The 23,586-nt window shown below is 73.6% G+C and carries 25 protein-coding genes; 14 read left to right on the forward strand and 11 right to left on the reverse strand.

The window, feature by feature from the left end:
• Positions 1-96: 96 nt before the first annotated feature.
• Positions 97-1,023, reverse strand: a complete 927-nt coding sequence (locus IE244_RS11720) for a cyclase family protein (RefSeq protein ID WP_191873214.1) — start codon at positions 1,021-1,023, stop codon at positions 97-99.
• A gap of 86 nt (positions 1,024-1,109) precedes the next feature.
• Here IE244_RS11720 and IE244_RS11725 point away from each other — a divergent pair, with 86 nt between their 5' ends.
• The 3 genes from IE244_RS11725 to IE244_RS11735 all read left to right on the forward strand — a co-directional run bounded on the left by IE244_RS11725 (position 1,110) and on the right by IE244_RS11735 (position 4,305).
• On the forward strand, positions 1,110-2,021 hold the full coding sequence (locus tag IE244_RS11725; protein WP_191873215.1) for an SDR family NAD(P)-dependent oxidoreductase: 912 nt from the start codon (positions 1,110-1,112) through the stop codon (positions 2,019-2,021).
• A gap of 86 nt (positions 2,022-2,107) precedes the next feature.
• Complete coding sequence (locus IE244_RS11730) at positions 2,108-3,256, forward strand: acyl-CoA dehydrogenase family protein (RefSeq protein ID WP_191873216.1); 1,149 nt, start codon at positions 2,108-2,110, stop codon at positions 3,254-3,256.
• Entirely contained in the window at positions 3,256-4,305 is a 1,050-nt protein-coding gene (locus tag IE244_RS11735) for a Zn-dependent alcohol dehydrogenase (RefSeq protein ID WP_191873217.1), read from the forward strand. The genes IE244_RS11730 and IE244_RS11735 overlap by 1 nt, the downstream gene beginning before the upstream one ends.
• Here IE244_RS11735 and IE244_RS11740 read toward each other — a convergent pair.
• Positions 4,227-5,291, reverse strand: coding sequence for a GlxA family transcriptional regulator (locus tag IE244_RS11740; protein ID WP_191873218.1), 1,065 nt, complete (start codon positions 5,289-5,291; stop codon positions 4,227-4,229). The genes IE244_RS11735 and IE244_RS11740 overlap by 79 nt on opposite strands.
• A gap of 71 nt (positions 5,292-5,362) precedes the next feature.
• Between IE244_RS11740 and IE244_RS11745 the strand changes: the two genes are divergently transcribed.
• Positions 5,363-6,667 (forward strand): MFS transporter, encoded by a 1,305-nt coding sequence (locus IE244_RS11745; protein WP_191873220.1) that lies wholly within the window; start codon positions 5,363-5,365, stop codon positions 6,665-6,667.
• A 123-nt stretch (positions 6,668-6,790) separates the two neighbouring features.
• On the opposite strand, the gene IE244_RS11750 is transcribed toward IE244_RS11745, so the two are convergent.
• Positions 6,791-7,063: a hypothetical protein gene (locus tag IE244_RS11750; protein ID WP_191873222.1), complete on the reverse strand. Its 273-nt coding sequence runs from the start codon at positions 7,061-7,063 to the stop codon at positions 6,791-6,793.
• Positions 7,064-7,139: 76 nt separating this feature from the next.
• Positions 7,140-7,763 carry a flavin reductase family protein gene (locus IE244_RS11755; protein ID WP_191873224.1) on the reverse strand — a complete coding sequence of 208 codons (624 nt, stop codon included), beginning with the start codon at positions 7,761-7,763 and terminating at the stop codon, positions 7,140-7,142.
• An 82-nt stretch (positions 7,764-7,845) separates the two neighbouring features.
• Here IE244_RS11755 and IE244_RS11760 point away from each other — a divergent pair, with 82 nt between their 5' ends.
• Entirely contained in the window at positions 7,846-8,763 is a 918-nt protein-coding gene (locus IE244_RS11760) for a hypothetical protein (protein ID WP_191873226.1), read from the forward strand.
• Positions 8,764-8,766: 3 nt separating this feature from the next.
• On the opposite strand, the gene IE244_RS11765 is transcribed toward IE244_RS11760, so the two are convergent.
• From IE244_RS11765 to IE244_RS11775, 3 genes are all read right to left on the reverse strand, one after another.
• On the reverse strand, positions 8,767-9,555 hold the full coding sequence (locus tag IE244_RS11765) for an enoyl-CoA hydratase/isomerase family protein (RefSeq protein ID WP_191873228.1): 789 nt from the start codon (positions 9,553-9,555) through the stop codon (positions 8,767-8,769).
• Positions 9,552-11,771 carry an acetate--CoA ligase family protein gene (locus IE244_RS11770; protein ID WP_191873230.1) on the reverse strand — a complete coding sequence of 740 codons (2,220 nt, stop codon included), beginning with the start codon at positions 11,769-11,771 and terminating at the stop codon, positions 9,552-9,554. Before IE244_RS11770 ends, IE244_RS11765 begins: the two co-directional genes overlap by 4 nt.
• Before the next feature lie 123 nt (positions 11,772-11,894).
• Entirely contained in the window at positions 11,895-13,091 is a 1,197-nt protein-coding gene (locus IE244_RS11775) for a flavin-containing monooxygenase (protein WP_191873232.1), read from the reverse strand.
• 237 nt (positions 13,092-13,328) lie between these two features.
• On the opposite strand from IE244_RS11775, the gene IE244_RS11780 reads away from it, so the two are divergent.
• The 4 genes from IE244_RS11780 (at position 13,329) to IE244_RS11795 (ending at position 15,774) form a co-directional block, all read left to right on the forward strand.
• Positions 13,329-13,781, forward strand: a complete 453-nt coding sequence (locus tag IE244_RS11780; protein ID WP_191873234.1) for a DoxX family membrane protein — start codon at positions 13,329-13,331, stop codon at positions 13,779-13,781.
• Positions 13,778-14,173 (forward strand): Zn-ribbon domain-containing OB-fold protein, encoded by a 396-nt coding sequence (locus IE244_RS11785; RefSeq protein WP_191873236.1) that lies wholly within the window; start codon positions 13,778-13,780, stop codon positions 14,171-14,173. The genes IE244_RS11780 and IE244_RS11785 overlap by 4 nt, the downstream gene beginning before the upstream one ends.
• A gap of 101 nt (positions 14,174-14,274) precedes the next feature.
• Entirely contained in the window at positions 14,275-15,150 is an 876-nt protein-coding gene (locus IE244_RS11790; RefSeq protein ID WP_191873238.1) for a GNAT family N-acetyltransferase, read from the forward strand.
• A gap of 126 nt (positions 15,151-15,276) precedes the next feature.
• Positions 15,277-15,774, forward strand: coding sequence for a DUF1453 family protein (locus tag IE244_RS11795; protein WP_191873240.1), 498 nt, complete (start codon positions 15,277-15,279; stop codon positions 15,772-15,774).
• A gap of 73 nt (positions 15,775-15,847) precedes the next feature.
• On the opposite strand, the gene IE244_RS11800 is transcribed toward IE244_RS11795, so the two are convergent.
• The gene (locus tag IE244_RS11800) at positions 15,848-16,513 is read right to left on the reverse strand and encodes a pyridoxine/pyridoxamine 5'-phosphate oxidase (protein WP_191873242.1); all 666 of its coding nucleotides are present in this window, start codon (positions 16,511-16,513) and stop codon (positions 15,848-15,850) included.
• 167 nt (positions 16,514-16,680) lie between these two features.
• Here IE244_RS11800 and IE244_RS11805 point away from each other — a divergent pair, with 167 nt between their 5' ends.
• Positions 16,681-17,655, forward strand: a complete 975-nt coding sequence (locus tag IE244_RS11805; protein WP_229854057.1) for a CorA family divalent cation transporter — start codon at positions 16,681-16,683, stop codon at positions 17,653-17,655.
• Positions 17,656-17,665: 10 nt separating this feature from the next.
• Here IE244_RS11805 and IE244_RS11810 read toward each other — a convergent pair whose 3' ends face one another.
• Positions 17,666-18,835 carry a thiolase C-terminal domain-containing protein gene (locus IE244_RS11810; protein ID WP_191873244.1) on the reverse strand — a complete coding sequence of 390 codons (1,170 nt, stop codon included), beginning with the start codon at positions 18,833-18,835 and terminating at the stop codon, positions 17,666-17,668.
• Positions 18,836-18,911: 76 nt separating this feature from the next.
• On the opposite strand from IE244_RS11810, the gene IE244_RS11815 reads away from it, so the two are divergent.
• Positions 18,912-20,126: an acyl-CoA dehydrogenase family protein gene (locus tag IE244_RS11815; RefSeq protein ID WP_191873246.1), complete on the forward strand. Its 1,215-nt coding sequence runs from the start codon at positions 18,912-18,914 to the stop codon at positions 20,124-20,126.
• Complete coding sequence (locus IE244_RS11820) at positions 20,126-20,605, forward strand: nitroreductase family deazaflavin-dependent oxidoreductase (protein WP_191873248.1); 480 nt, start codon at positions 20,126-20,128, stop codon at positions 20,603-20,605. Before IE244_RS11815 ends, IE244_RS11820 begins: the two co-directional genes overlap by 1 nt.
• A 102-nt stretch (positions 20,606-20,707) precedes the next feature.
• Here the strand turns inward: IE244_RS11820 and IE244_RS11825 are convergent, their stop codons facing one another.
• A complete protein-coding gene (locus IE244_RS11825) occupies positions 20,708-21,325 on the reverse strand; it encodes a LysE family translocator (protein WP_191873250.1) in 618 nt (205 codons plus the stop codon).
• An 82-nt stretch (positions 21,326-21,407) separates the two neighbouring features.
• On the opposite strand from IE244_RS11825, the gene IE244_RS11830 reads away from it, so the two are divergent.
• Positions 21,408-21,860 (forward strand): Lrp/AsnC family transcriptional regulator, encoded by a 453-nt coding sequence (locus IE244_RS11830; protein WP_191873252.1) that lies wholly within the window; start codon positions 21,408-21,410, stop codon positions 21,858-21,860.
• 98 nt (positions 21,861-21,958) lie between these two features.
• Here the strand turns inward: IE244_RS11830 and IE244_RS11835 are convergent, their stop codons facing one another.
• Positions 21,959-22,594, reverse strand: coding sequence for a TetR family transcriptional regulator (locus IE244_RS11835; RefSeq protein WP_191873696.1), 636 nt, complete (start codon positions 22,592-22,594; stop codon positions 21,959-21,961).
• Between the two features lie 134 nt (positions 22,595-22,728).
• Between IE244_RS11835 and kbpA the strand changes: the two genes are divergently transcribed.
• Positions 22,729-23,481 carry an AfsK-binding protein KbpA gene (gene kbpA, locus IE244_RS11840; protein ID WP_191873254.1) on the forward strand — a complete coding sequence of 251 codons (753 nt, stop codon included), beginning with the start codon at positions 22,729-22,731 and terminating at the stop codon, positions 23,479-23,481.
• Positions 23,482-23,586: the final 105 nt, after the last annotated feature.

A 23,586-nucleotide genomic window follows, 5' to 3' on the forward strand; every position in this document is an offset into this window, starting at 1 on the left:
GCCCTCGCCGAGTGTGGGTCGCACCCGGTGGGCGGCGCGTGCGCGTGACCGTGGGGGGAGGCGCGCCGCCGGCCGGTCCAGCGGTCCGCGGACCACTCAGAGGACGGCCACGGGTGCCACGGGGGTCCCTGTCGCACCGACGAACGGCTCGGGCATCGCCGACAGCAGGAACGCGTACCGCCCTTCTTCTCCACAGGCTGTGGACAACTCTTCGAGATTCCAGTTCTGCCCCTGCAGCATCCCCATCTCCACCAGGTCCAGGGCGTGCACGGGCAGCCACAGATTCTCCGTCTCGGGCGGAAATATCTCAAAAGTGAGCGTGTCGTTCGCGACCGCCGCCACGTCGCGCGCGTGGAACCACTCCGGCGTGCGGATCGACAACCCCGGCGACGGATAGCCGTACCCGTGCCGGTCCCCGGCCAGATACACCCGCACCTGCCCGGTGCGGACGAGCACGACGTCCCCGGCCCGCACCCGCACCCCGCCGAACTCCTCCGCCGCCTCCAGGTCCTCCGGTGTGACCGCGTGCGCCCCCGCCAGCCGGTCCACGCCCCGCGCGCGTGCCACATCCAGCAGCACCCCGCGCGAGACGATGTGCCGCGCCTTGTCGATCCCGCCGAACTCGGCGCCGCCGTGCGCGGTGACCGTGTGCGCCGGGCGGCCGTTGTAGAGCTTCCCCGAGTGCGAGACATGGGTGAGGGCGTCCCAGTGGGTGCCCGCCTGCAGGCCCATGGTCACCGCGTCGTCGCTGCACGCCACCGTGCCCGGCCCGAACAGCTCCTGGTTGATCTGGACCATGGCGTGCAGCGGGTTGACGCGGCCGGGGATCACGCCCGTCTGCACCCCGTCCGGCCGGAGCGGCAGTGCGAGGGGGACACGGCGGCCGGTGCGGACCCCGGCGGCGGCCCGGCGCACCACCTCGTCCGTGATCAGGTTCAGGGTTCCGATCTCGTCGTCGGCCCCCCAGCGGCCCCAGTTGTTGACGCGCTCGGCGATCTCGTGGAACTCCTTCGGCAGTGCCATCCGGTGCCTCCCCGGGGCTTGTGTCCGCGCAACCGACGCGCCATAAAATCTAACGGTCCGTCAGAAACCACGGGAAGGGGCCGGGCGTGGGGAACTTCTTGGCAGGAAGGGTCGTCGCCGTGACGGGCGCCGGACGTGGCATCGGCCGGGCGGTCGCGCGGGCGGCCGCCGCCGAGGGGGCGAAGGTCGTCGTCAACGACTACGGCGTCTCCGTGGACGGCGCCTCGCCCACGAGCGAGGTCGCCGCGGCCGTCGTCAAGGAGATCGAGGCGGCGGGCGGCGAGGCGGTCGCGGTCGCCGACGACGTCTCCACGATGGCGGGCGGGCAGCGGGTGGTGGACACCGCGCTGTCGGTGTACGGCCGGCTGGACGGGGTCGTGTGCGTCGCCGGGATCCTGCGCGAACGCATGCTGTTCAACATGACCGAGGAGGAGTGGGACCCCGTGGTCGCCACGCACCTCAAGGGCACGTTCACCGTCTTCCGGGCGGCGTCGGCCGTGATGCGGCGCCAGCGCTCGGGCACGCTGATCGGCTTCACCAGCGGGAACCATCAGGGGTCGGTGTCGCAGGCCAACTACAGCGCGGCGAAGGGCGGGATCATCTCGCTCGTGCGCAGCGCGGCGCTGGGTCTGCACAAGTACGGGGTGAGCGCGAACGCGGTCGCGCCGGTGGCCCGTACGCGGATGTCGGCGAACGTTCCCATGGAGCTGGCGGAGATCGGCGAGCCGGAGGACGTGGCCGCGCTGGTGGTGTACCTGCTGTCCGAGGGGGCTGCCGCGCAGGGCGTCACCGGGCAGGTGTACACCGTCGCGGGGCCGAAGATCGCGGTGTGGGCGCAGCCGCGTGAACTCCGTGCGATGTACGGGCAGGGGCGCTGGACGCCGGAGCGGATCGCCGAGGCTCTGCCGGGGTCGGTGGGGGTGGACCCGATGCCGATGCTGTCCCGGCTCTCGGCGATGGAGGAGGCGGCGCGGAGTGGTACTCGGCCGAACGCGTAAGAGCTCGGGGGTGCGTGGTGATCCGGCGGTGGCCGCTCGCGCAGTTCCCCGCGCCTCTGCCGGGGCGCTCAAGCTGAGGGGGTTCCATGGATTTCGGGTTCAGCCGTGAGGACGAGGACTTCCGGGCCGAAGTCCGTGCCTGGCTCGCCGCCCATGTCCATCGGACAGCGGACCGCCGCACCTGGGAACGCACCCTCGGCGCGGACGGCTGGATCGGGCTCGGCTGGCCGGAGGCGGGGTACGGGAACCGCGCGGCCACCCTCACGCAGCAGGTCGTCTGGGCCGAGGAGTACGCCCGCTCGGCCGCGCCGCCCCGCTCGGGGCACATCGGCGAGAACCTGCTCGCCCCCACCCTCCTCGCGCACGGCACGGCCGAGCAGAAGTCCCGTTTCCTGCCCCCGGTCGCGGCCGGCGAGGAACTGTGGTGCCAGGGCTACAGCGAACCCGGCGCCGGGTCGGACCTGGCGGGTGTGCGCACGGCGGCGGTGCGGGAGGGGGACCGGTACCGGATCAGCGGACAGAAGATCTGGACCTCGCTCGCCCGCGAGGCCGACTGGTGCTTCGTGCTGGCCCGTACCGACCCGGAGTCCAGGCGCCACCACGGCCTCGGCTTCCTCCTCGTCCCCATGGACCAGCCCGGCCGCGTCGAGGTCCGCCCCATCCGGCAGATGACCGGCACCAGCGACTTCAACGAGGTCTTCTTCGACGGGGCGTACGCGCGCGTGGAGCACCTCGTCGGGGGAGAGGGGCGGGGGTGGGAGGTGGCCATGAGCCTGCTCGGCTTCGAGCGGGGGGTCGCCACACTCGCGCAACAGGTCGGCTTCGCCGCCGAGTTGGACGCCGTCGTGCGCGCGGCGGTGGAGAGCGGAGCGGTCCGCGACCCCGTCGTACGGGCGCGGCTCGTGCGGCAGTGGGCCGAGCTGCGGACCATGCGCCGGCACGCCCTGCGCACCCTCGGCGGTTCGGCCGGACCCGGCGCCCCCAGCGTGGCCAAGCTGCTGTGGGGCACCTGGCACCAGCGCCTCGGTGAGCTCGCCGTCCAGGTGCGCGGGGCGCGGGCCGCCGTCGGCCCCGCGGACTGGTCGCCCTCGGCGCCGTACGAACTCGGCGCGGACCAGCACCTGTTCCTCTTCTCCCGGGCCGACACGATCTACGGCGGCTCGGACCAGGTCCAGCGCACGATCATCGCCGAGCGCGTGCTCGGTCTGCCCAGAGAGCCCAAGGGGGCCGTGTGATGCGTGGTGTGGTGTTCGACGGCAGCCAGGTGCGGGTCGTGGACGATCTGGTGGTGCGCGAGCCGGGCCCCGGCGAGGTGCGGGTGGCCGTCGCGGCGGCGGGACTGTGCCACAGCGATCTGTCCGTGGTGGACGGCACCATCCCCTTCCCGGTACCGGTGGTGCTGGGGCACGAGGGTGCGGGGGTGGTGGAGGCGGTCGGCGCCGGCGTCACCCATGTCGAGCCCGGCGACCATGTGGCGCTGTCCACGCTCGCCAACTGCGGCGCGTGCGCGGACTGCGACCGGGGCCGGCCGACGATGTGCCGGCGGGCGATCGGCCGGCCCGGGAAGCCGTTCACCCGCGGGAGCGCGTCCGTCCACCAGTTCGCCGCCAACTCGGCGTTCGCCGAGCGCACGGTCGTCAAGGCCGTGCAGGCGGTGCGGATCCCCGAGGACGTCCCCCTGCGGTCCGCCGCGCTGATCGGGTGCGGGGTGCTCACGGGCGTGGGGGCGGTGCTGAACCGGGCACGGGTGGACCGCGGGGACAGCGTCGTCGTCATCGGGACGGGCGGCATCGGGCTGAACGTGCTGCAGGGCGCGCGGCTCGCCGGGGCGCTCAGGATCGTCGCCGTGGACGCCAACCCGGCCAAGGAGGAGGCGGCCCGGCTGTTCGGCGCCACCGACTTCCTGACCTCGGCGCGGGGAGTGCGGGACCTGCTGCCCACGGGCGCCGACCACGTCTTCGAGTGCGTCGGCCGGGTGGAGCTGATCCGGCAGGCGATCGACCTCCTCGACCGGCACGGCCAGGCGATCCTGCTGGGCGTGCCCCCGGCGACCGCCGAGGCGTCCTTCGTCGTCTCCTCGCTGTATCTGGACAAGTCCGTCCTCGGCTGCCGCTACGGCTCCGCGCGCCCCCAGCGGGACATCGCCCTCTACGCCGAGCTGTACCGGCAGGGCCGCCTGCTGCTCGACGAGCTGGTGACGGCCGTCTACCCGGTGGAGGACTTCGCCAAGGCCCGCGCGGACGCGGAGGCGGGGCGGGTGGCCCGCGCGGTGCTCACGTTCTGACGCCGCTCCTTGAACGTCCGGCGGTAGGCGGTCGGTGTCACTCCGAGCGCCTGCTGCAGGTGCTGGCGCATCGACTGGGCCGTGCCGAAGCCCGCCTCGCGGGCCACCTGGTCGATGGACAGGTCGGTGGTCTCCAGCAGGTGCCGGGCGCGCTCGACGCGCTGCTGGGTGAGCCACTGGCCGGGGCTGACCCCGGCCTCCTCGCGGAACCGGCGGGTGAAGGTGCGTACCGACATGGCCTCCTGCTCGGCCATGTCCCGCAGCTGGATCGGCTCGTGCAGCCGGCCCAGCGCCCAGGCGCGGGCGGCCGTGGTCGTGGCCCACTGCGGGTCGGGCACCGGGCGTTCGATGTACTGGGCCTGGCCGCCGTCGCGGTGCGGCGGTACGACCGTGCGCCGGGCGACCTCGTTGGCGACCGCCGTACCGAAGTCGCGGCGCACCATGTGCAGACACAGGTCGATCCCGGCGGCCACCCCGGCCGAGGTCAGCACGTCGCCGTCGTCGATGAACAGCACGTCCGCGTCCACTGCGATCTTCGGGAACATCCGCTGGAAGCGCTCGGCGTCGGCCCAGTGCGTGGTCGCCGGGCGGCCGTCCAGGTATCCGGCGGCGGCGAGGACGTAGACGCCGGTGCAGATGGAGGCGAGCCGGGTGCCGGGGCGGACACGGGCGAGCGCGGCGGCCAGCTCGTCGGTGAGCCGCCCCTCCTCGAAGACCGGGCCCAGCTCGTACGACGCCGGGACGACGACCGTGTCGGCGCCGGCGAGCGCCTCCGGGCCGTGGGCCACGTGGATGGCGAAGTCGGCGTCCGTCTCGACCGGGCCGGGCGGCCGTACCGAGCACGTCACCACCTCGTACAGGGCCCGGCCCCGCTCGTCCTTCGGGCGGCCGAAGATCCGGTGCGGGATGCCCAGCTCGAAGGGAAGCAGGCCGTCGAGTGCGAGGACGACGACCCGGTGCGGACGGAACTCCTCGGAACCACGCATGGCCCGATCCTACCGAACGCTGTCCTTCGGGCCACTCGATGCACGCTCATCGAGGAAGGACGCTCTATGACGTGACTCAGACAAGCCCCGCCGCAGCCCCCGTCCAGGCCCCGCCCGACCGGCGCCGCCGTGTGCACCGCGCCTGGTTCGTCGCCGCCGTCACCTTCGTCACGATCATCGGCGCGGCCGCCTTCCGTTCCCTGCCCGGCCTGCTCATCGACCCGCTGCACCAGGAGTTCGGCTGGTCCCGCGGCACGATCGGCGCGGCCGTCTCCCTCAACCTCGCGCTCTACGGCCTCACCGCGCCCTTCGCCGCCGCGCTGATGGACCGTTTCGGCATCCGCCGGGTGGTCGCCGTCGCGCTGACCGTGATCGCCGTCGGCTCCGGCCTCACCGTGTGGATGACGGCGGCCTGGCAGCTGTGGCTGTGCTGGGGCCTGCTGGTCGGCCTCGGCAGCGGCTCGATGGCCCTGGCCTTCGCCGCCACCGTCACCAACCGCTGGTTCACCGAGCGGCGCGGCCTGGTCAGCGGCATCCTCACCGCCGCGTCCGCCTCCGGCCAGCTGATCTTCCTGCCGGTGCTGTCCTGGCTGACCGAGCACCACGGCTGGCGCCCGGCCGCCGTGACCGTGGCCCTGGCCGCCCTCGCCGTCGTCCCCTTCGTCTGGATCCTGCTGCGCGACCACCCCGCCGACATCGGCCAGAAGCCGTACGGGGCCCGGGAGTTCGTGCCCAAGCCGGCGCCGGTGACCGGTGCCGCCCGCCGCACGCTGAAGGTCCTCTCGGCCTCCGTCCGCACCGGCACCTTCTGGCTGCTCGCCGGGACCTTCGCGATCTGCGGCGCCTCCACCAACGGCCTGATCCAGACCCACTTCGTGCCCGCCGAGCACGACCACGGCATGCCCGTCACGACGGCGGCCTCGCTGCTCGCGGTCGTCGGCGTGTTCGACGTGGTCGGCACCATCGCCTCCGGCTGGTTCACCGACCGCTTCGAACCGCGGCGCCTGCTGGCGGTCTACTACGCCCTGCGCGGCATCTCCCTCGTCTTCCTCCCGATGCTGCTGGGCCCGGCGGTCCACCCGCCGATGCTGTTCTTCATCGTCTTCTACGGCCTCGACTGGGTGGCGACCGTCCCGCCGACCCTGGCCCTGTGCCGCGAGCAGTACGGCGAGGACAGCGCCATCGTCTTCGGCTGGGTGCTCGCATCCCACCAGGTCGGCGCGGCCCTCGTCGCCTACCTCGGCGGCCTCGCCCGGGACGTCTTCGGCTCCTACGACGTCGTCTGGTACGCCTCCGGCACGCTGTGCGCGGCGGCGGCCCTGATGTCCCTGGTGATCCGCCGCCGCCCGGCCGCCCTCGTGCCGGCCGTGTCCTGAAGGGGCTGCCCCGCGCGGACGCCCGCCCCCGCCACCCCCACGCGAGCGACCCGCGCGGCCCCCTGCACACGGCGCGCGGGGCCGAGGTGACCTCGCTGTGGCGGCCGGGGGGCTGAGAGCCCGTCAGAAGCGTCCCGCGAGCTCACCGGTGAGGCTGGTGAGGAGGCCCTCGTCCTCGTCGTCATCGTCCGGGTGCGCGGCCTCGGCGCGCGTGTGGCCGCGGGTGAGGCCGCGGGTGAGGTCGCCGTGCGTCCGGCCGTGGGTGGGCTCGGGCCGGGTGCCCGGCCGCGTGACGACGGACCACTTCGGAACGGACGCGGCCGCGCCCGTCACGCCGATGCTGGCGAGCAGGACGGGGGTGGTGAGCACGACGGCCAGGGCTCTACGGGCAAGCATGACTTTCTCCTCGTTCAGGACGATTTGTCGCCGCCTAGCTACCCCGGCGTCCCTTCCGAAAAAACCGCTCATCGAACTAATCGCTCGTACGGCCGGGCGCCTTCCCTCCCTGGCCGAGCAGGGCGAAGCGACCCCGGTGGAAGAGCAGCGGGTCGGCCGGTTCCTCGGCGCCGAGGGCGTTCACCCGGCCCACCACGATGAGGTGGTCGCCCCCGGTGTGCACGGCGTGGACGATGCAGTCGATCCAGGCGGCGGCACCGGCGAGGCGCGGTGAGCCGGACGCGGGCGCCGGGTCGTACGCCACGCCCGCGAACTTGTCCGCCCCGCTCACCGCGAAGGCCCGGCACAGCCCGTCCTGGCCGGCGCTGAGCACGTTGACGCAGAAGACGCCCGCGCGGGCGATGCGCGGCCAGGTGGCCGACGTACGGCCCACCATGAAGCAGACCAGGGGCGGTTCCAGGGAGAGGGAGGCGAAGGACTGGCAGGCGAAGCCGGCGGGGGATCCCGAGGGATCCTCCGGCGGTGCCGTGATCACGGTCACGCCGCTCGCGAAGCTCCCCAGCACCCGCCGGAACTCCCCCGGCTCCACCGGTGCCCGCTCGTCCTCCCGCACGCACCGCAACTCCGGCCGCGGCAACGGCTCCACGGGCCCGCGCCCCAGATACCGGACGGCGGCGGCCGCCGCCCCTGCGTGTCCCATCACGCCGTCCATTGAAGCTGACGGATCGTCAGATAGGAAGCCTGGTGACCGGCCCCGTGCCGGCACTTCGTAGGGTGCGGCCATGGGGTGGGCGACAACGCGTGAACAGGTCCGGGCGGTGCGGAGCGATCTGGCCGCGGCGATCCCGGTGAACGCGGCGCAACTGCCGGCCGCCGGGCTGCTGTGGTGGATCCTGAGCACCACCGAGGACCAGTACGACAGCGGCTACGACGGCGCCTGGGGGATCTTCTGCCTGCTGGTGTTCGCCCCGCTGCTGCTGCCGGTCCTCGGCCTGCTGCTCTCCGTCGTGCTGACGCTGCCCGCCGTCGTGTTCGCCCGGCCGGTGACGCGGCGGTCCGGCGGCCCGGAGTGGGCCTGCCGCACGGTCGCGGCGGCGGTCGTGGCCGTCGGCTGGGGCGCGGTGGCGGCGGTGCTGTGGCACTGGCCGTTCGTCACCACCACCTCGGTCCTCACCGCCCTCGGCCTGCTGCCCGCCCTCGGCATCGCCTACGTCCGCACGCGCTCCTGGTCGAGGTGGGGCCTGTGGTGGCGCTCGGCACTCGCCTGCGCCGCCCTCTTCGCCCTGGCCCTCGGCGGCGGGCTCGCGGCCTCCCTGAGCGGCCTGGTCCCCCCGTACGAGCCGCCCCGGCTGACCCCCGCCCAGCTCACCGGAGTCTGGCGCGGCGACAACGGCGCCGAGCTGCGCCTGGAGCGTGCGGGCCGGGCCGAGGCCCGCGGACTCCCCGTCGAACCCACCGACCGCGACCCGGCGACCCCGGGCCACAGGGACTACGTGGTCTGCTCGGGCTCCGGCGCCTGGAAGCCGGACGCGGGGACGGGCGACACCGACCGCCCCGGCATCCTCCTGCACCTCGACACCGGCTGCGGCGAGGACACCCGCTGGTCCGTCAGCGGCACCGAGGAAAGTCCCCGGCTGTACGTCCTGTTCGGCGATCCGGACGCGGGCACGCTGCGTGTCCTCGACCGCGCCGACGGCTGACCCTCACCGCCCCCGGAACTCCGGGCCGCGCCGCTCCGCGAACGCCCTGAGCCCCTCCCGGGCGTCCTCGGTCGTCATGTTGATCTCCTGGGCCCAGGCCTCCGCCGCGAAGGCGGTCGCGCGGTCGCTGTCGAGGGAGGTGTTCACGAGGTGTTTGGTCAGGGCCAGGGCGCGGGTGGGGCCGGAGGCCAGACGTGTCGCCCACGCGCCGGCCGTCTTCTCCAGGTCGGCGTCGGGGACGACCCGGTTGACCAGGCCCAGACGCTCCGCGTCCGGTGCCGGGAGCGCGTCGCCGAGGAACATCAGCTCCTTGGCCCGCTGGGGGCCCAGCAGCCGGGGGAGCAGATAGGCGCCGCCGGCGTCCGGCACCAGCCCCCGGCGGACGAACACCTCGATGAAGCGGGCCGACTCGGCGGCCAGGACCAGGTCGCAGGCGAGCGCCAGATGCGCCCCCAGCCCCGCCGCCGTCCCGTTCACCGCGGCGATCACCGGCTTCTCGCAGTCCAGGACCGCCGCGATCAGGCGCTGGGCGCCCAGGCGGAGCACACGCGCCACATCGCCCGGCAGCCGGCCGCCGCCCCCGGCCCCGCCCCGCAGGTCCGCTCCGGCGCAGAAGCCCCGGCCGGTGCCGGTCAGCACCACCGCCCGTACCCCCGGGTCCGCCGACGCCTCGGCCAGCAGGCCGATCAACCGGTCCCGCAGCTCGGGGGTGAGCGCGTTGAGGGCATCGGGGCGGTTCAGGGTGAGGTACGCGACCTGAGCGCGGACCTCGTGCGTGATCCCGGCGGTCATCGGCACACCACCAGCGCGTCCAGCGCGACCGCGCCCTGCCCCCGCGGCAGCACCAGCAGCGGGTTGATGTCCAGCTCCGCGATGTGGTCGCCGAGTTCCAGGGCCATGCGCTGCACCCGCAGAACCACCTCCACCAGCGCGTCCCGGTCGGCCGGCGGCCGGCCCCGGACGCCGTCCAGCAGCGCCCGGCCCCGGAGCTCCCCGAGCATGGCGCGGGCCTGGTCCTCGCCGAACGGGGGAACGCGTACGGCGGCGTCGTGCAGGACCTCCACCAGCACCCCGCCGAGTCCGGCCGTCACGGTCGGGCCGAACAGGTCGTCGTGGGTCACCCCGACGACCATCTCCACGCCCTGCCCGACCATCTGGCACACCAGGATCCCGTCCAGCTCGACCCCTTCGTAGCGGGCGATGTCGGTCAGTTCGCGGTAGGCGTCCCGGACCTGACTGGCCGAGGTCAGGCCGATCTTCACCAGGCCGAGTTCGGTCTTGTGGGCGATCCGGGCGCCGGACGCCTTCATCACCACCGGGTAGCCGACCTGCGCGGCGGCGCGTACGGCCGCCGCCGCGCTGGTCACCAGCTGCTCGCGCGGGACCCGGATGCCGTAGGCGCGCAGCAGCTGCTTGGCCGCGTGCTCGCTGAGCTGCTGGCCGGGGTGCATCAGGGCCTCGGCCTTGCGGAAGGAGGGGGACGGGGTGCGCGGGGCCTCGTCGAAGGGGGAGCGGTAGTCGCCGACGAAGGCGTGGTGGTCCAGCCAGGCGCGGACGGCGCTCAGGCAGTTGCCCACCGTGCGGAAGGTGGCCACGCGGGAGGAGCCGAGCAGGACCTCGCGGTACGCGGCCTCGGTGCCGACCGGCGAGCCCCACACCACGCACACCAGCTTGTCCGTCTCCTCCGCCGCCTCGACCAGGTCCGCCACGAGCCTGTCGCTCAGCGGCGGGAAGGGGCCGGTGATCGGGCAGATCAGCGCCCCGACCGACGGGTCGGCGAGGAGCGCGTCGATGATCTTCCGGCCCCGGTGGTCGCCGACCGGATGCCCGCCGTTGTCCACCGGGTTGGCGACGCTCAGGTACTCCGGTATCCACTGGTGCAGCTCGGCCTGCTTGGCCTCGGACAGCCGGGGGAGCCGCAGCCCGGCCGCCGTGGCCAGGTCGGCGGCGTGGGCGCCGGTGCCGCCGGAGATCGAGTACACGGCCACCCCGTCCGCCAGCGGGGCCCGGGCCCGCGCCAACAGGGCGGCGGTGTCCTGGAGTTCGTCGAGTCCGTCGACCCGGACGACCCCGAACTGGCGCATCGCCGCGTCCACCACGTCGTCGGCGCCCGTGAGCTTGCCGGTGTGCGAGGCGGCCGTACGCGCGCCGGCCTCGGTGCGGCCGACCTTCACCGCGACCACCGGCACCTTGCGGCGGGCGGCGCGGTCGGCGGCCAGCAGGAAGGCGCGGCCGTCCTTCAGCCCCTCCACGTAACAGGCGATGGCGCCGACCTCGGGCTGCTCGGCGAACCAGGAGAGGAAGTCGGCGGTCTCCAGGTCGGCCTCGTTGCCGGTGGGAGCCCAGTGGGAGAGCCGGATGCCCAGCTCCTGGAGGGCGAAGACGGGGCGGCCCTGGTGTCCGGACTGGGTGATGAGCGCGATCGCCGGGCCGGTCAGGTCCTCCCGGAAGTGCTCGAAGGCGTTGAGGTTGGTGTTGGGGCCGAGCAGCCGCAGGCCCGAGCGGCGCACGGCGTCCGCGAGCCGCCGCTGTGCCTCGGCGCCCGTCTCGCCGGTCTCGGCGAACCCGGAGGCGAAGGCGACCGCGAACTTCACCTTGGTGTCGGCCAGTTCGCGGATCACCGGCAACGGGTCGGCCACCAGCAGCACCGCCAGGTCGACCGGTCCGGGCAGGGCGGCGACGGAGGCGGCGCAGGGGATGCCGAAGACGGACGGGCGGGTCGGGTGCACCGGATGCACCCGGGCGCCGACCCGCTCGGCCCACGCCAGCAGCTGCCGGGTGATCCCGGTGTTCGGCCGCCCCTCCGCGTCCGAGGCGCCGATCACGGCCACCGACTCGGGCCGGAAGAAGCGGGTGAGGTCGGGTACGTCCGTGTACAGCGGGCGTCCGCTGACGTCGAGGTCGTCGACCCGGTCGTGGACGGCGGGGCCGGGCCGCTGCCCGCCGCACGCGATGACCCGGGCCCGGCGGGAGTCGGTGGTGAGGGTGCCGTGGGTTGATCCAAGCATCGGTCCGCCCCGCTCCTGTGAGACAGCACAAGTAAACTGACGCTCTGTCAGATTACTGAACTGACGCATTGTCAGGAACGGGTCGGACACCGCAAAGTTACCGCCGGGTGCGGCACGCGGGCATCACCGCCGGCTGCGCAGATACCCGGCCGCCGCCTTCGCGATCTTCCTGGCGTCGAGCGCCATCTCGCGGAACATCCCGCTGATCGGGTTGGTGTACCCGGTGAAGTACAGGCCCGGCGCCTGCGCGGGCGTGCCGCCGCCGTGCACGACCGGCTTCCCGCGGTCGTCCAGCACCCCGAGATGGCCCACCAGGCCCTCCAGGGCGCGGGTGTACCCGGTCGCCGCGATCACCGCGTCCGGCTCGACGCGGCTTCCGTCGGCGAGGACGACCTTCCCCGGGCTCCCCTCCTCGAAGGACTCCACGGCGGCCACGATCTCCACCCTGCCCTTGCGCACGGCGTCGATCAGGCCGACGTCCTGCACCGGGATGGCGCCCTGCCGCACCCTGCTGTACAGCCCGGTGTCCGGCCGGGGCAGCCCGTGGGCGGACAGGTCCGGCACGCCCACCCTCGCCTGGAGCCGGCACAGCCGGTCCACGAGCCCCACCGGCAGCCGCCGCACCAGCACGCCCGAGTACTGCGCGGGCCAGCCGAGGGTCGATCGGCGCACCAGGTGCGGGACGGTGCGGACGGCCAGCCGCACCCGCGCCGCCCCGCCCTCCACCAGGTCCACGGCGATCTCGGCGCCGGTGTTGCCGACACCGACGACCAGGACGTCCCGGCCGGCGTACGGCGCGGCGTTGCGGTAGTCGCCGGCGTGCAGGAACTCCCCGCCGTAGCCCGCCCGGCCCGGCCAGTCGGGCACGCGCGGAGTGTGGTTGTAGCCGGTGGCGACGACCACCGCGCTGCCGGTCAGCTCGCGTCCGCCGGAGGCGTGCAGCAGCCAGCCGGTGCCGTCCCCGGTCCGCTCGACGCGGAAGACCTCCACACCGGTGACGATCTCCAGTTCATGGTGCTCGGCGTACTTCTCCAGATAGCGCACCACGTCGTCCCGGGACACCCAGCGCCCGAACCTGCGGGGGATCTTCAGGCCCGGCAGGGCGGACAGCCGGCGGGTGGTGTGCAGGTGCAGGCGGTCGTAGTGGCCGCGCCAGGAGGCGCCCAGCCGGTCGGCCTTGTCCAGGACCACGGCCCGTATGCCCCGGGCCCGCAGCGCGTGGGCGGCGGCCAGCCCGCCCGGACCGGCGCCGATGACATAGACCGGGCGGTCGGCGGGGGTGACGGAGAGCGGTACGGAAGCGGAACGGGAGTCGGCCATGCTCGGAGCGTAATCACGCACTCCGTTGATGGGTCTCGGTCAAGACCGGAATTGGTTGCGGATTGATCACGGGTGTAGGAGGAGCGGGTGGGGCCGGTGACGTAGAAGACCTGGTTGTGGCGGTACGGCGATCGGCCCCTCCCCGGCCGGCCGGGCGAGGGGCGGCAAGGCGGAGCGCCGGATTCAAGAGGGGCTCACAGGTGGGCTTTGAGCGGCATCTGACGTACCGTCAGATCCATGGACTCCCTATGGCTGGACGGCGCTCAGTGGCTGGCGGTGCTGCGGATCGGTCTCGGGCTGTGGTGGCTGGAGAGCTGGCGGCACAAGGACAAGAAGGCCTGGTTCGAACGGGGCAGCGGCATCGCGTGGGCGGCGGACGTGGCGGCCGAACACCGCTGGGCGGTGGTGCGGACGGGCTTCGAGACGGTGGTGAAGCCACGTCCGAAGCTGATGGCGTACGTCGTCGCCTACGCCGAACTCTCCCTCGGCCTCGGCCTGATCCTGGGTTTCCTGACCCCGGTGGCGCTGCTCGGCGGGCTGGTGCTGAACGCGGTCTACTTCGTCCTGATGATCCACGACTGGGCCGAGCAGGGCCAGAACTCGATGATGGCGCTGATCTCGCTGTCCGGCTTCTTCGGAATGGCATGGCAGACCTGGTCGCTGGACGCCTGGCTGGGGTGGTTCCGATGAGCGCGGCGCGCTACGACCTCCCGGAGCCCGACGCCTTCACCCGGCCCTACTGGGAGGCGGCCGCGCGGGGCCGGCTGCTGATCCGTCGCTGCGGGTCCTGCGGCCGGGCCCACCACTACCCGCGCGAGTTCTGCCCGCACTGCTGGAGCGAGGAGGTGACCTGGGAGGAGGCGAGCGGCAGGGCCGTGCTCTACACCTGGTCCACGGTCCACCGCAACGACCTTCCGCCCTTCGGTGACCGTACGCCCTACGTGGCCGCCGTGGTCGACCTGGCGGAGGGCCCGCGGATGATGACGCAGGTGGTGGACTGCGCGGGACGGGACCTGCGGGCCGGGCTGCCGCTGCGCGTGACCTTCGCGGAGAGCAAGCCGGTGTTCCGGCCGGAGGACTGAGCCCCTGAGGACTGAGCCCCTGGGGGCTGTGCCCCGGAGGGCTGAGCTCCCGGAGGGAAAACCGGTGTCCCGCCCGGACGTTCGCGTCGATCATGGGCCGTATGCGCCCCGACAACTGGTGTCTCACCGAAGACCTCGACGAGTTCCTCTCCCGCGCGGGCGACTTCCTGCGCTCCCGTCCGGCGCTGCACACGGTGCCGCTGACGGTGACGGACGCGCTGCGCCGTCGCGGGCTGCACCTGTACGGCGAGGAGGCCCCCCTCTTCGGCCTGCTGGAAGCGGACGACGGCACGGTACGGGCCGCCTTCCTCCACACCCCGCCGTTCCCCGTCCACGTCACCGGGCTCACCCCGCGGGAGGCCGACGCGCTGGCGGCCCGGTACGCGGAGCTGGGTCGCCCACTCCCCGGAGTCTCCGCGCCGCAGGAGACGGCGGAGCACTTCGCGGCGGCCTGGCGCCGGCACACCGGTACGGCGGTCGCCGCCGACAGGAGGCAACGGCTGTACCGCCTGGACGAGTTGACCGAACCGGAGCCCCGGCCGCAGGGACGGGCGCGGACCGCCGGGCCGGCCGACCGGGATCTGCTGATCCGCTGGTTCGAGGAGTTCCAGGAGATCACCGGCGGCGTCGGCCAGGACGCGGGCAACTGGGCCGACGCCCGTATCTCCCACGGTGGCGTCACCTTCTGGGAAGCCCACGACGGGGAGCCGCTCGCCATGGCCGGAGCCACCCCCGAGACGGCCGGCCAGGTCCGCATCGCCCCCGTCTACACCCCGGCGGCCCTGCGGGGGCGCGGCTACGCGGGCGCGGCCACGGCCGAGGTGAGCAGGGCCGCGCGGGAGGCGGGCGTGGCGGAGGTCCTGCTCTTCACCGACCTCGCCAACCCGACGAGCAACGGCCTGTACCGGCGGATCGGGTACCGGCCGGTGGCGGACTTCTCGGTGTGGCGGTTCGCCGGCACCGCCCTGGGCGGCTGAGCCGAGCGGGCGGGGGCCGGGGGGCAGCGGGCAGGGCCACCCCGCGGCCCGGCCCCCGGAACGCCCGCCATAATGACCGGCAGGGGCGGCGCCCCTGAACACGGGTGCCGCAAACGGGGAGTTGACATGCAGAACACGAACGGCGGGGCCGGCCTCGTCCTGGCGGTGGTGGTCGTCGGCCTGGTGGTGCGCCGGCAGCTGCGCACCCGTCCGGTACGGCACAACGGCTCCCTGATCGCACCGGCGATCCTCGCTGTCCTGGGCGCCGTGGGGATCGCCTTCGGTGTCGCCTCGGTCGTCGAGGACCGCCCGCTGACCACGCTGCCCGTGGTGCTCCTGGTGGCCAGCCTGGCCGTCGCGGCGGCGTTGGGCGCGGTCAGGGCCCGGACCGTACGGGTCTGGCGCGGGCCCCAGGACGAGGTGCTGCGCAAGGGGACCGTCGCGACCACCGGGCTGTGGCTCGCCTCGGTGGCCGTGCACATCGGGCTGGCCCTGTGGATCGACCACGCCACGGGGACCGGGGTGCTGGGGACCGCGTCGCTGTACGCCTACCTGGCGATCGGCCTGGGCACGCAGAACCTCCTGGTCCGAGGGCGCGCCGCCGCGCTGCGTCCGCAGGGCTGAGGCCGGGCTCCGGCCCGCGGCGCGCCGGCGCTGACCACCGGCGCCGCGGCCGGCCCGGGTGAGCTGCCCGGCCTCACGGCCACAGCAGCCCCCTGCTCCAGCCGAACTCCGTCCTGCGGTACTCCAGGCGTACGTGCCGCCGCTCGGCGTCCCCCTGGAAGAACTCCACCGTCCGGGGGTGCAGCCGGTACAGGGTCCAGGTCGGGGACGGCTCGGCCGGGTTCTCGCGGGCCCGGTCCCAGGCCGTCCGCGACGCCCGCCGCAGCTCCTCCAGCGAGGACAGCTCCTCGCTCTGCCGGCCGGTGAGCGCCGCGGCCAGCGCCCCCGTCGAGCGGGCGTGCAGATCCGCCTGGCTCTCCTGGGCCGGAGCGGCCGTCACCGGCCCGCGCACCCGCACCTGGCGGCCCAGCACCGGCCAGTAGAAGGCCAGCGCCGCGTACGGGTGGGTGCCCAGGGCCCGGCCCTTGCGGCTGGAGCGGTGCGTGGCGAAGGACCAGCCGTCCGCGTCGGCGCCGTGCAGCATCACGATCCGTACGTCCGGCTCCCCCTGCCCGTCCACCGTGGCCAGCGACATCGTGTGCGGCTCCGGCTGCCCCGCCGCCACCGCGTCCGCGAACCAGCTCGTGAACAGGGGCAGCGGGGTCGGCGGGGCGGTGTCCGGGTCGAACGGGCGCAGGTCCGTGACGTCCGGGTCCCATACCCGCAGCGGCCTCAGCAGTGCGTGGAGATCCGTTTCCATGTGCCGAGTATCTCCGCCCGGCCGTCCGCCGGTGCGGGCGCGCCCGGCCGAGTGAGGTCGTCCGTTCGGCGGCCGTCCCGCGACGCGCACGAGTGCTTCCGGATGCGCGGACGCCGGGGCACGGGGAGGCTCGAAGCCACGGGCTTCGGGAGCGACGGTGAGCGGCGATGATCGTAACGGTGGTGTCGATGCCGGAAGGGACCATCACCCGCACGGATGTCTCGGAGGCGCGGGAGCGGCTGGCCGCGGACCGCTTCCTGCTCGTCGACGTCGAGCTGCCGACGCAGGCACCGGCACGGGAGACGCCGATCGCCGATCAGCTGGGCCTGGACGCCGAGGACCTGGACTGGTTCGGCAGGCCGGACGAGCCCGTGCGGGCGGAGTTCCTGGGGGACCGGGCCTCGTTCGTCGTGCCGGTGGTCCACGAGGACGGCATCGCCCACCTCCACGTGGTGGTGACGGAGCGGTTTCTGGCCACCGCGCACCGGGGCCAGGCCGGGCTGGCGAAGAGCTTCGCCGCGGTGTTGCGGCACGAGCGGCCCGACGACACCGTGGCCGTGCTCTTCCTGCTGCTCCAGGAGGCCTTGACCACCTTCCGCCGGGCCGCCGTGCGGGCCCTGCTGCAGACGGAGGAACTTGAGGACGACATGTTCGAGTACCGGCGCCCGGAGCAGGTCTACCGGCTGGCGCGGCTGCGGCGGCGTTCCGCCCTCCTGCACCACGCGCTGCTGCCCTATCTCCAGGTGACCGACGAGATCATCACCCGGCGGATGATGAGCTCCGCCTTCCCCGCGGAGCGGCAACGGCGTGCCCAGGAGTTCCAGGCCGCCGGAAGGCTGGTGCTCGCCGACATCGAGTCCCTCCAGGACGCCACCCGGCGGGCCTTCAGCAGTTACTCCTCGCTCGTCGCGGGCGAGCAGAACGGAGTGATCAACCGGCTGGCGATCGTGTCGGTGATCTTCCTGCCGCTGTCGTTCCTGACCGGGTTCTTCGGCATGAACTTCACGTTCCTGACGAACAGACTGGAGACCAAGGACGAATTCTGGCTGCTCGCCGTGGGGCTGCAGGTGGTCGCCCTGATCGGCTCCGCCTACCTCCTGCACCGCACCCGTATCTGGCGCAGACTGCGGGACGACGACTGAAACGGACCCGTCACCGGCCCAGCACCACCGTCCCCGAGGAGCAGAACCACCCGCCCGTCCCCGAGGCCACCCCCAGTCTCGGCAGCTGTCCGTCCCGGGCCCGCACCTGCCGCTCCCCGCCCTCGCCGCGCAGCTGTCGTACCGCCTCCACCAGCAGGAACAGCCCGCGCATGCCGGGGTGCTGGGCGGACAGCCCGCCCCCGTCGGTGTTCACCGGCAGGTCCCCGCCCCGCGCCAGCAGCCGGCCCTTCTCCACGAACGCACCGCCCTCGCCCTTCGCGCAGAAGCCCAGGTCCTCCAGGGTCACCAGGGTCATGTAGGTGAAGGCGTCGTAGATCTGCGCGAAGTCGATCTCGGCGGGGCGCACCCCGGCCCGCGCGAAGGCGAGGCGGCCGCTGACCGCCGCCGGGGACACCGTGAAGTCCCGCCACCCGGACATCGCCGCGTGCGAGACGTGCTCGCCGGTGCCGAGGATCCAGACCGGTGCCGTGCGGCAGTCCCGTACGTACTCCTCGGCCGCCAGCAGGACCGCCGCGCCGCCGTCCGAGCGCAGGCAGCAGTGCAGCCTGGTGAAGGGATCGGCGATCATCGGGCCGGCGAGGACGTCGTCCACCGTGATCGGGTCGCGGAACATCGCCTCCGGGTTCAGTGCCGCGTTGGCCCTGGCCTGGACCGCCACCTGCGCCAGCTGTTCGACGGTCGTACCGTGCTCGATCATGTGGCGGCGGGCGGCCATCGCGTACTTGGCGATCAGGGTGTGGCCGTAGGGGACCTCGAACTGCAGGGGGCCGCGGGCGCCGAAGGAGAGGTCGCCCGTCCTGCGGCCCGCCCTGATGTCCGCCCGTGCCGTCGAGCCGTAGACGAGGAGGACGGCGTTCGCGTGGCCCGCCGCTATCGCGTCCGCCGCGTGCGCCGCCATGACCTCCCAGGTCGAGCCGCCGACCGAGGTGGAGTCCACCCAGGTGGGGCGCAGGCCCAGATACTCGGCCACCTCGACCGGGGCCAGCGTGCCGAGGCCCGCGGAGGCGAATCCGTCCACCACCTCACGGCCGAGACCGGCGTCGGCCAGGGCACGGCGGGCCGCCTGCGCGTGCAGCGAGTACGGGGTGGCGTCGTCCACGCGTCCGCAGTCGGAGAGCGAGACACCCACCACGGCGACTTTCCGGCTTCCCGGAGTCATCACAGCCCACCTTCCCCTGTGCATATCGTTGCCGGACTCCTAATATGACGGCCCGTCAGATGCGGAGGGAAGAGCCATGGACACGCGCCTCACCGCCGAGCAGGACGAGATCCGCCGCACCCTGCGCGAGCTGCTGCACAAGCGGTGCGGCCCGGCGGAGCTGCGGGCCGCCGTCGACAGTCCGGCCGGACACGACCCCCTGCTGTGGTCCGCCCTCGCCGACCAGCTCGGCCTGCCGGGGCTCGCCCTGCCCGAGCGGTACGGCGGTGTCGGCTGCTCGGTCACCGAACTGGCCCTGGCCTGCGAGGAGACCGGCCGCTCCCTCGCCTCCTGCCCGCTGCTCGCCACCGCCGTCCTCACCGCCCCGCTGCTCCTCGCGCTGGGCACACCGGCCCAGCGCGCCGAGCTGCTGCCGGGCCTGGCCGCCGGCACCCGTACCGCCGCACTCGCCGTCCCCGGCCCCGCGCTCACCACCGCCCTCGCCCTGACCGGCGACAACGGCGGCTTCGCCGCCGGCGGCGGACGGGCTGGCGGGGTCCAGGTCCGGCGCGCCGACGGCGAATGGCGGCTGTACGGGCAGGTCGAGCAGGTACTGGACGGGCACAGCGCGGATCTGCTGCTCGTCGCCGCGCACACCGGCGGCTTCGCCCGGTCCCGGACCCTGCTGTTCCTGGTGGCGGGGGACGCGCCCGGTGTCGTACGGATCCGGCAGACCGCGCTCGACGCCACCCGGCCGCAGGCGCGTGTGCAACTCCGCGACGTGCCGGCGGAGTTGCTCGGGGAGGAGGACGCGGACGTGCTGCCCGCCCTCGCCGCCCTGGGGGACTCGGCCGCCGCCGTGCTCGCCTGCGAGGCCGTCGGGGCGGCCGACCGGGTGCTGGAGCGGACCGTGGAGTACGTGCGGCAGCGCGAGCAGTTCGGGCGGCCCGTCGGGTCCTTCCAGGCGGTGAAGCACCGGTTGGCCGATGTGTACGTGGGGGTGCAGGCGGCTCGGTCGGCGGCGTACCACGCCGCGTGGGCCGCCGCCTGTGCCCCGGTCTCGCCGTCGGCGGCCTGCGGGTCGCCGGCCGGTGGCGGGCTCGCGCTCGCCCAGGCGCTGGAGGCGTTGCGGCTGGCCGCCGGCGAGGGGATCCAGCTGCACGGCGGGATCGGGTTCACCTGGGAGCACGACGCGCAGCTGTACTTCAAGCGGGCGGCCGGGGACGAGCTGCTGTTCGGGCCCGTGCACCGGCTGCGGGACCGGGCCGCCGAGGCCGCCGGGCTCTTCGCAGGCGGCGAGGTGGCGGTGTGATGGCCGGGCCCGGTGCCCGGCTCGTGCAGCGGGTGTCGTCCACCCGGGCCTTCGCGAGGGTCGCCCCGCATGTGGTGCCGGCGCTGGACCGGGCCGTGCACCGGCTCACCGGGGGCCGGTTCCTGCTCAGCGCCCGGATGCTGCCCGGGGTGGTCCTCACCTCCACCGGCGCCCGCAGCGGACTGCCCCGCCGGACGCCGCTGGCCTGTATGCCGCAGGAGGACGGCAGGAGCTGGATCCTGGTCGGCTCCAACTTCGGGCGGACCGGGCATCCCGCCTGGACCCACAACCTCCTGGCCCACCCCGAGGCGTCGATCAGCTGGAAGGGGCGGGACGTCCCGGTCACCGCCCGGCTGCTGGCGGGGGAGGAGCGGGCGGCGGCCTGGCGGGCGGTCCTCGCGTTCTGGCCTCCGTACGCCGCGTACCAGGCCCGGGTGAGCAGGCAGATCCGGCTGTTCCGGATCACCGCAGCTCCCTGAGGGGCGCGGGGCCGTATCGCTGTGCGGCTGCGCCGCGTGGGCGCGACCGGCCACGACGCTGCCGCAGCCGCCCGACGGCACGTCGCGGCACCTGCTGCGGCGCTAGAGCGTGGCCAACCGCTCCACCAGCAAGAACGCCCCGATCCCCAGCATCGCCGCCCCCGACGTCCGCGTCACCGCACGAGCCGCGGCCGGCCTCGCGGAAAGCAGCGCACGCGCCAGCGTGCCGACCGTGAGGTAGACCGCCGCGCAGCAGGCCATGTGCAGCAGGCCCATGGCCGCCGTCTGGACGGCGACCGGCAGGTGGGTGCCGTGCAGGGTGAGGAACTGCGGGAGGACGGAGAGGTACAGCAGCAGGCCCTTGGGGTTCAGCCCGCTGATCGTGGCGCCGCGCAGGAAGAGACCCCGGTCGTCGGCGGACCGCTCCGCCGCGCCCGGCACCGCCGGCCGGCGCAGCACCCCCCAGCCCAGCCACAGCAGATACCCGGCGCCCGCCACCGTCAGGACCGTCAGCAGCCGGGGCGAGCCCGCCACCAGGACCGCGAGGCCCGCCGTCGCGAGGGCCGTGTGCAGGGCATAACCGGAGACCAGGCCGGCGACCGCGCGCGTGACGGGGCGCCCGCGCAGGGCGGCCGCGATGACATACGCCCAGTCGGCGCCCGGTACGCACACCAGCAGCAGGTCCACGGCGAGGAAGGAGAAGAGCAGTCCCGAGTCCATGTCGGCGACATTAGGCGTGAATGGCCCGAAAGTGTTCCCGAAGTTTGCCCACAGCCCGCCTGTCTGAGGGAAGATCTGCCACATGGACGACGTAGACCGGAAAATCCTTGCCGAACTGCAGCAGGATGGGCGGCTGACCGTGACCGAGCTGGCCGCGCGGGTGCGGCTCAGCGTCTCGCCCTGTCACCGGCGGCTGCGCGAGCTGGAGCGCTGCGGCGCCATCCAGGGCTACCGCGCGATCGTGGACGCGACCGCGCTCGGCCTGAACTTCGAGGCGCTGGTCTTCGTCTCCATGCGGCAGGAGGACCGGGACACGGTCGCCGAGTTCGAGCGGGCGGTCGGAGAGCTGGAGCACGTCCTCGACGCCCAGCGACTGTTCGGTGAGCCCGACTATCTGCTCCGGGTCGCCACCGCCGACCTCGCGGCCTTCCAGCGGCTGTACGACGAGCGGCTCGCCACCCTGCCCGGAGTGCAGCGGCTGACCTCGACCCTCGTGATGAAGCACGTCGTACGGGACCGGCCGCTGCCCGCGTGAGGCGGCGCACAGCAGAGCAGGCGGCGGCTCACCACAGGTGAACCACCGCCCGCCAGACAGGACTTGGGGACCGGGAAAAAGGGTGCGCCGGGGCCGTGTTACCTGCTCGGCTTCTTCCCGGTCACGCCCAGGTGGACCAACAGGGCCAGGTTCGGCTTGAGTTCCGCCTGCTTCACGCCCCAGGACGAGAAGCCCTTCTGGTGCGCCGCCACCGCCGCGAGCATCGCGACCAGCGAACCGGCCACCGCCGCCGGATTCACGTCCTTGTCGACCCTGCCCTTGGACTGCAGCTCGGCGATGGCGTCGGAGAGGGAGTTGTTCACCGAGTTCAGGATCTTCATGCGGATCTTGTAGAACCGTTTGTCCCCCTCGGCCGCGCCGAGGTCGACCACCCGCAGGATCGCGTCGTTCTTCCGCCAGAACTCCAGGAAGCCGTCCACGAGTTCCTGCGCGGTCTGCCATCCCGACTTCCCGGCCCAGGACCGGCCCTCCAGCAGTTCGGTCAATCCGGCGCCCTCGGCCGCCATTTGCTCGGCGATCTCCAGGACGGCGCCTTCGACGTCCGGGAAGTACTGGTAGAAGGTCGCGGGTGAAGTGCCCGCCTTCCGGGCGACATCGATGACCTTGACGTCCCGGTAGGGGGAGGAGCTGAGCATCTCGCTGAGGCAGTCGAGCAGCTTCTGCCGGGTCGCCTGCCCACGCCGGCCGGCCACGCGGCCGTCGACGGTACGCACTTGTCCTGTCATGCCGTCAGCTTACCGACGGGTGATCGGAGCGCGATTCGGCCGACTGCAAATGGGGTGCACGGGTGCGCTGAGGGTGGTGTGCCTGGTCTGCGGGGTGCCTGTGACCCGGTTACTTTGACGGCATGGCCGAAAACAGGGCATCCGGGAACGAAGAGGCGGAAGAGACCCGAGGGGTCTACGGGGAGGGCGTACCGTGCTGGGTGGACGCCCAGCTCGCCGACGTCGAGGCCGGCAAGCGGTTCTACGGGGAGCTCTTCGGGTGGACCTTCGCGCCCGCCTACGGCTCCTCGGTGTGGGCCCGGCTGACGGGGGAGCCCGTCGCCTCGCTGGCCCCCAAGATCGACGGCCGTATGCCCACCGTCTGGACGGTCTCCTTCGCCACTCCCGACGCCCGGGCGCTCGGCCGGCGGATCACCGAGGCCGGCGGGCAGGTGGTCATGGCCCCCTTCCCGGTGGGTGACCTCGGTGTCGCCGCCCTCGCCGCCGACCCCGAGGGCGCGGTCTTCGGGCTGTGGCAGGCGGGCAGCCACCACGGCTTCGGGCGGCGGCACGAGCCCGGCACCTTCGTCTGGGCCGAGCTCTACACCCGGGACACCGCCGGTGCCAACGCCTTCTACGGCGGTCTCTTCCACGACGCCCTCTTCGGCGAGGGGGCGGAGCCCGACTTCGGCCGCGCCCACGTCACCGAGGTCTTCCCGGCCGAGATGCCCCCGCACTTCCTCGCCCACTTCCGGGTGACGGACCTCGACGACGCCCTCGGGGCCGTACGGCGTCTCGGGGGCCGGGTGCAGGCGCCACCCTTTGAGACGTCGTACGGACGAGTGGCCGTCGTCACCGACAATCAGGGGGCGTCGTTCGCACTGCTGCAGCGCTGATCCGTCCGCTTTGGCCGGATTGATGACGAGACACCCCTATTCTCACCGGGTTCGCAACCAGCCGCCCGGCCAGGAAGAATCGGGGTGCGTGCCGCCATCGCGGTG

This window comes from Streptomyces filipinensis (assembly GCF_014649495.1).
Classification (GTDB): Bacteria; Actinomycetota; Actinomycetes; order Streptomycetales; family Streptomycetaceae; genus Streptomyces; species Streptomyces filipinensis.

What these genes read in the sequence shown, in the direction of transcription:
- IE244_RS11720 (WP_191873214.1), bottom strand. Translation starts at nt 1,023, where the DNA reads ATGGCACTGCCGAAGGAGTTCCACGAGATCGCCGAGCGCGTCAACAAC.
- IE244_RS11730 (WP_191873216.1), top strand. Translation starts at nt 2,108, where the DNA reads ATGGATTTCGGGTTCAGCCGTGAGGACGAGGACTTCCGGGCCGAAGTC.
- IE244_RS11735 (WP_191873217.1), top strand. Translation starts at nt 3,256, where the DNA reads ATGCGTGGTGTGGTGTTCGACGGCAGCCAGGTGCGGGTCGTGGACGAT.
- IE244_RS11740 (WP_191873218.1), bottom strand. Translation starts at nt 5,291, where the DNA reads ATGCGTGGTTCCGAGGAGTTCCGTCCGCACCGGGTCGTCGTCCTCGCA.
- IE244_RS11750 (WP_191873222.1), bottom strand. Translation starts at nt 7,063, where the DNA reads ATGCTTGCCCGTAGAGCCCTGGCCGTCGTGCTCACCACCCCCGTCCTG.
- IE244_RS11755 (WP_191873224.1), bottom strand. Translation starts at nt 7,763, where the DNA reads ATGGGACACGCAGGGGCGGCGGCCGCCGCCGTCCGGTATCTGGGGCGC.
- IE244_RS11760 (WP_191873226.1), top strand. Translation starts at nt 7,846, where the DNA reads ATGGGGTGGGCGACAACGCGTGAACAGGTCCGGGCGGTGCGGAGCGAT.
- IE244_RS11765 (WP_191873228.1), bottom strand. Translation starts at nt 9,555, where the DNA reads ATGACCGCCGGGATCACGCACGAGGTCCGCGCTCAGGTCGCGTACCTC.
- IE244_RS11770 (WP_191873230.1), bottom strand. Translation starts at nt 11,771, where the DNA reads ATGCTTGGATCAACCCACGGCACCCTCACCACCGACTCCCGCCGGGCC.
- IE244_RS11775 (WP_191873232.1), bottom strand. Translation starts at nt 13,091, where the DNA reads ATGGCCGACTCCCGTTCCGCTTCCGTACCGCTCTCCGTCACCCCCGCC.
- IE244_RS11780 (WP_191873234.1), top strand. Translation starts at nt 13,329, where the DNA reads ATGGACTCCCTATGGCTGGACGGCGCTCAGTGGCTGGCGGTGCTGCGG.
- IE244_RS11785 (WP_191873236.1), top strand. Translation starts at nt 13,778, where the DNA reads ATGAGCGCGGCGCGCTACGACCTCCCGGAGCCCGACGCCTTCACCCGG.
- IE244_RS11790 (WP_191873238.1), top strand. Translation starts at nt 14,275, where the DNA reads ATGCGCCCCGACAACTGGTGTCTCACCGAAGACCTCGACGAGTTCCTC.
- IE244_RS11795 (WP_191873240.1), top strand. Translation starts at nt 15,277, where the DNA reads ATGCAGAACACGAACGGCGGGGCCGGCCTCGTCCTGGCGGTGGTGGTC.
- IE244_RS11800 (WP_191873242.1), bottom strand. Translation starts at nt 16,513, where the DNA reads ATGGAAACGGATCTCCACGCACTGCTGAGGCCGCTGCGGGTATGGGAC.
- IE244_RS11805 (WP_229854057.1), top strand. Translation starts at nt 16,681, where the DNA reads ATGATCGTAACGGTGGTGTCGATGCCGGAAGGGACCATCACCCGCACG.
- IE244_RS11810 (WP_191873244.1), bottom strand. Translation starts at nt 18,835, where the DNA reads ATGACTCCGGGAAGCCGGAAAGTCGCCGTGGTGGGTGTCTCGCTCTCC.
- IE244_RS11815 (WP_191873246.1), top strand. Translation starts at nt 18,912, where the DNA reads ATGGACACGCGCCTCACCGCCGAGCAGGACGAGATCCGCCGCACCCTG.
- IE244_RS11820 (WP_191873248.1), top strand. Translation starts at nt 20,126, where the DNA reads ATGGCCGGGCCCGGTGCCCGGCTCGTGCAGCGGGTGTCGTCCACCCGG.
- IE244_RS11825 (WP_191873250.1), bottom strand. Translation starts at nt 21,325, where the DNA reads ATGGACTCGGGACTGCTCTTCTCCTTCCTCGCCGTGGACCTGCTGCTG.
- IE244_RS11830 (WP_191873252.1), top strand. Translation starts at nt 21,408, where the DNA reads ATGGACGACGTAGACCGGAAAATCCTTGCCGAACTGCAGCAGGATGGG.
- kbpA (WP_191873254.1), top strand. Translation starts at nt 22,729, where the DNA reads ATGGCCGAAAACAGGGCATCCGGGAACGAAGAGGCGGAAGAGACCCGA.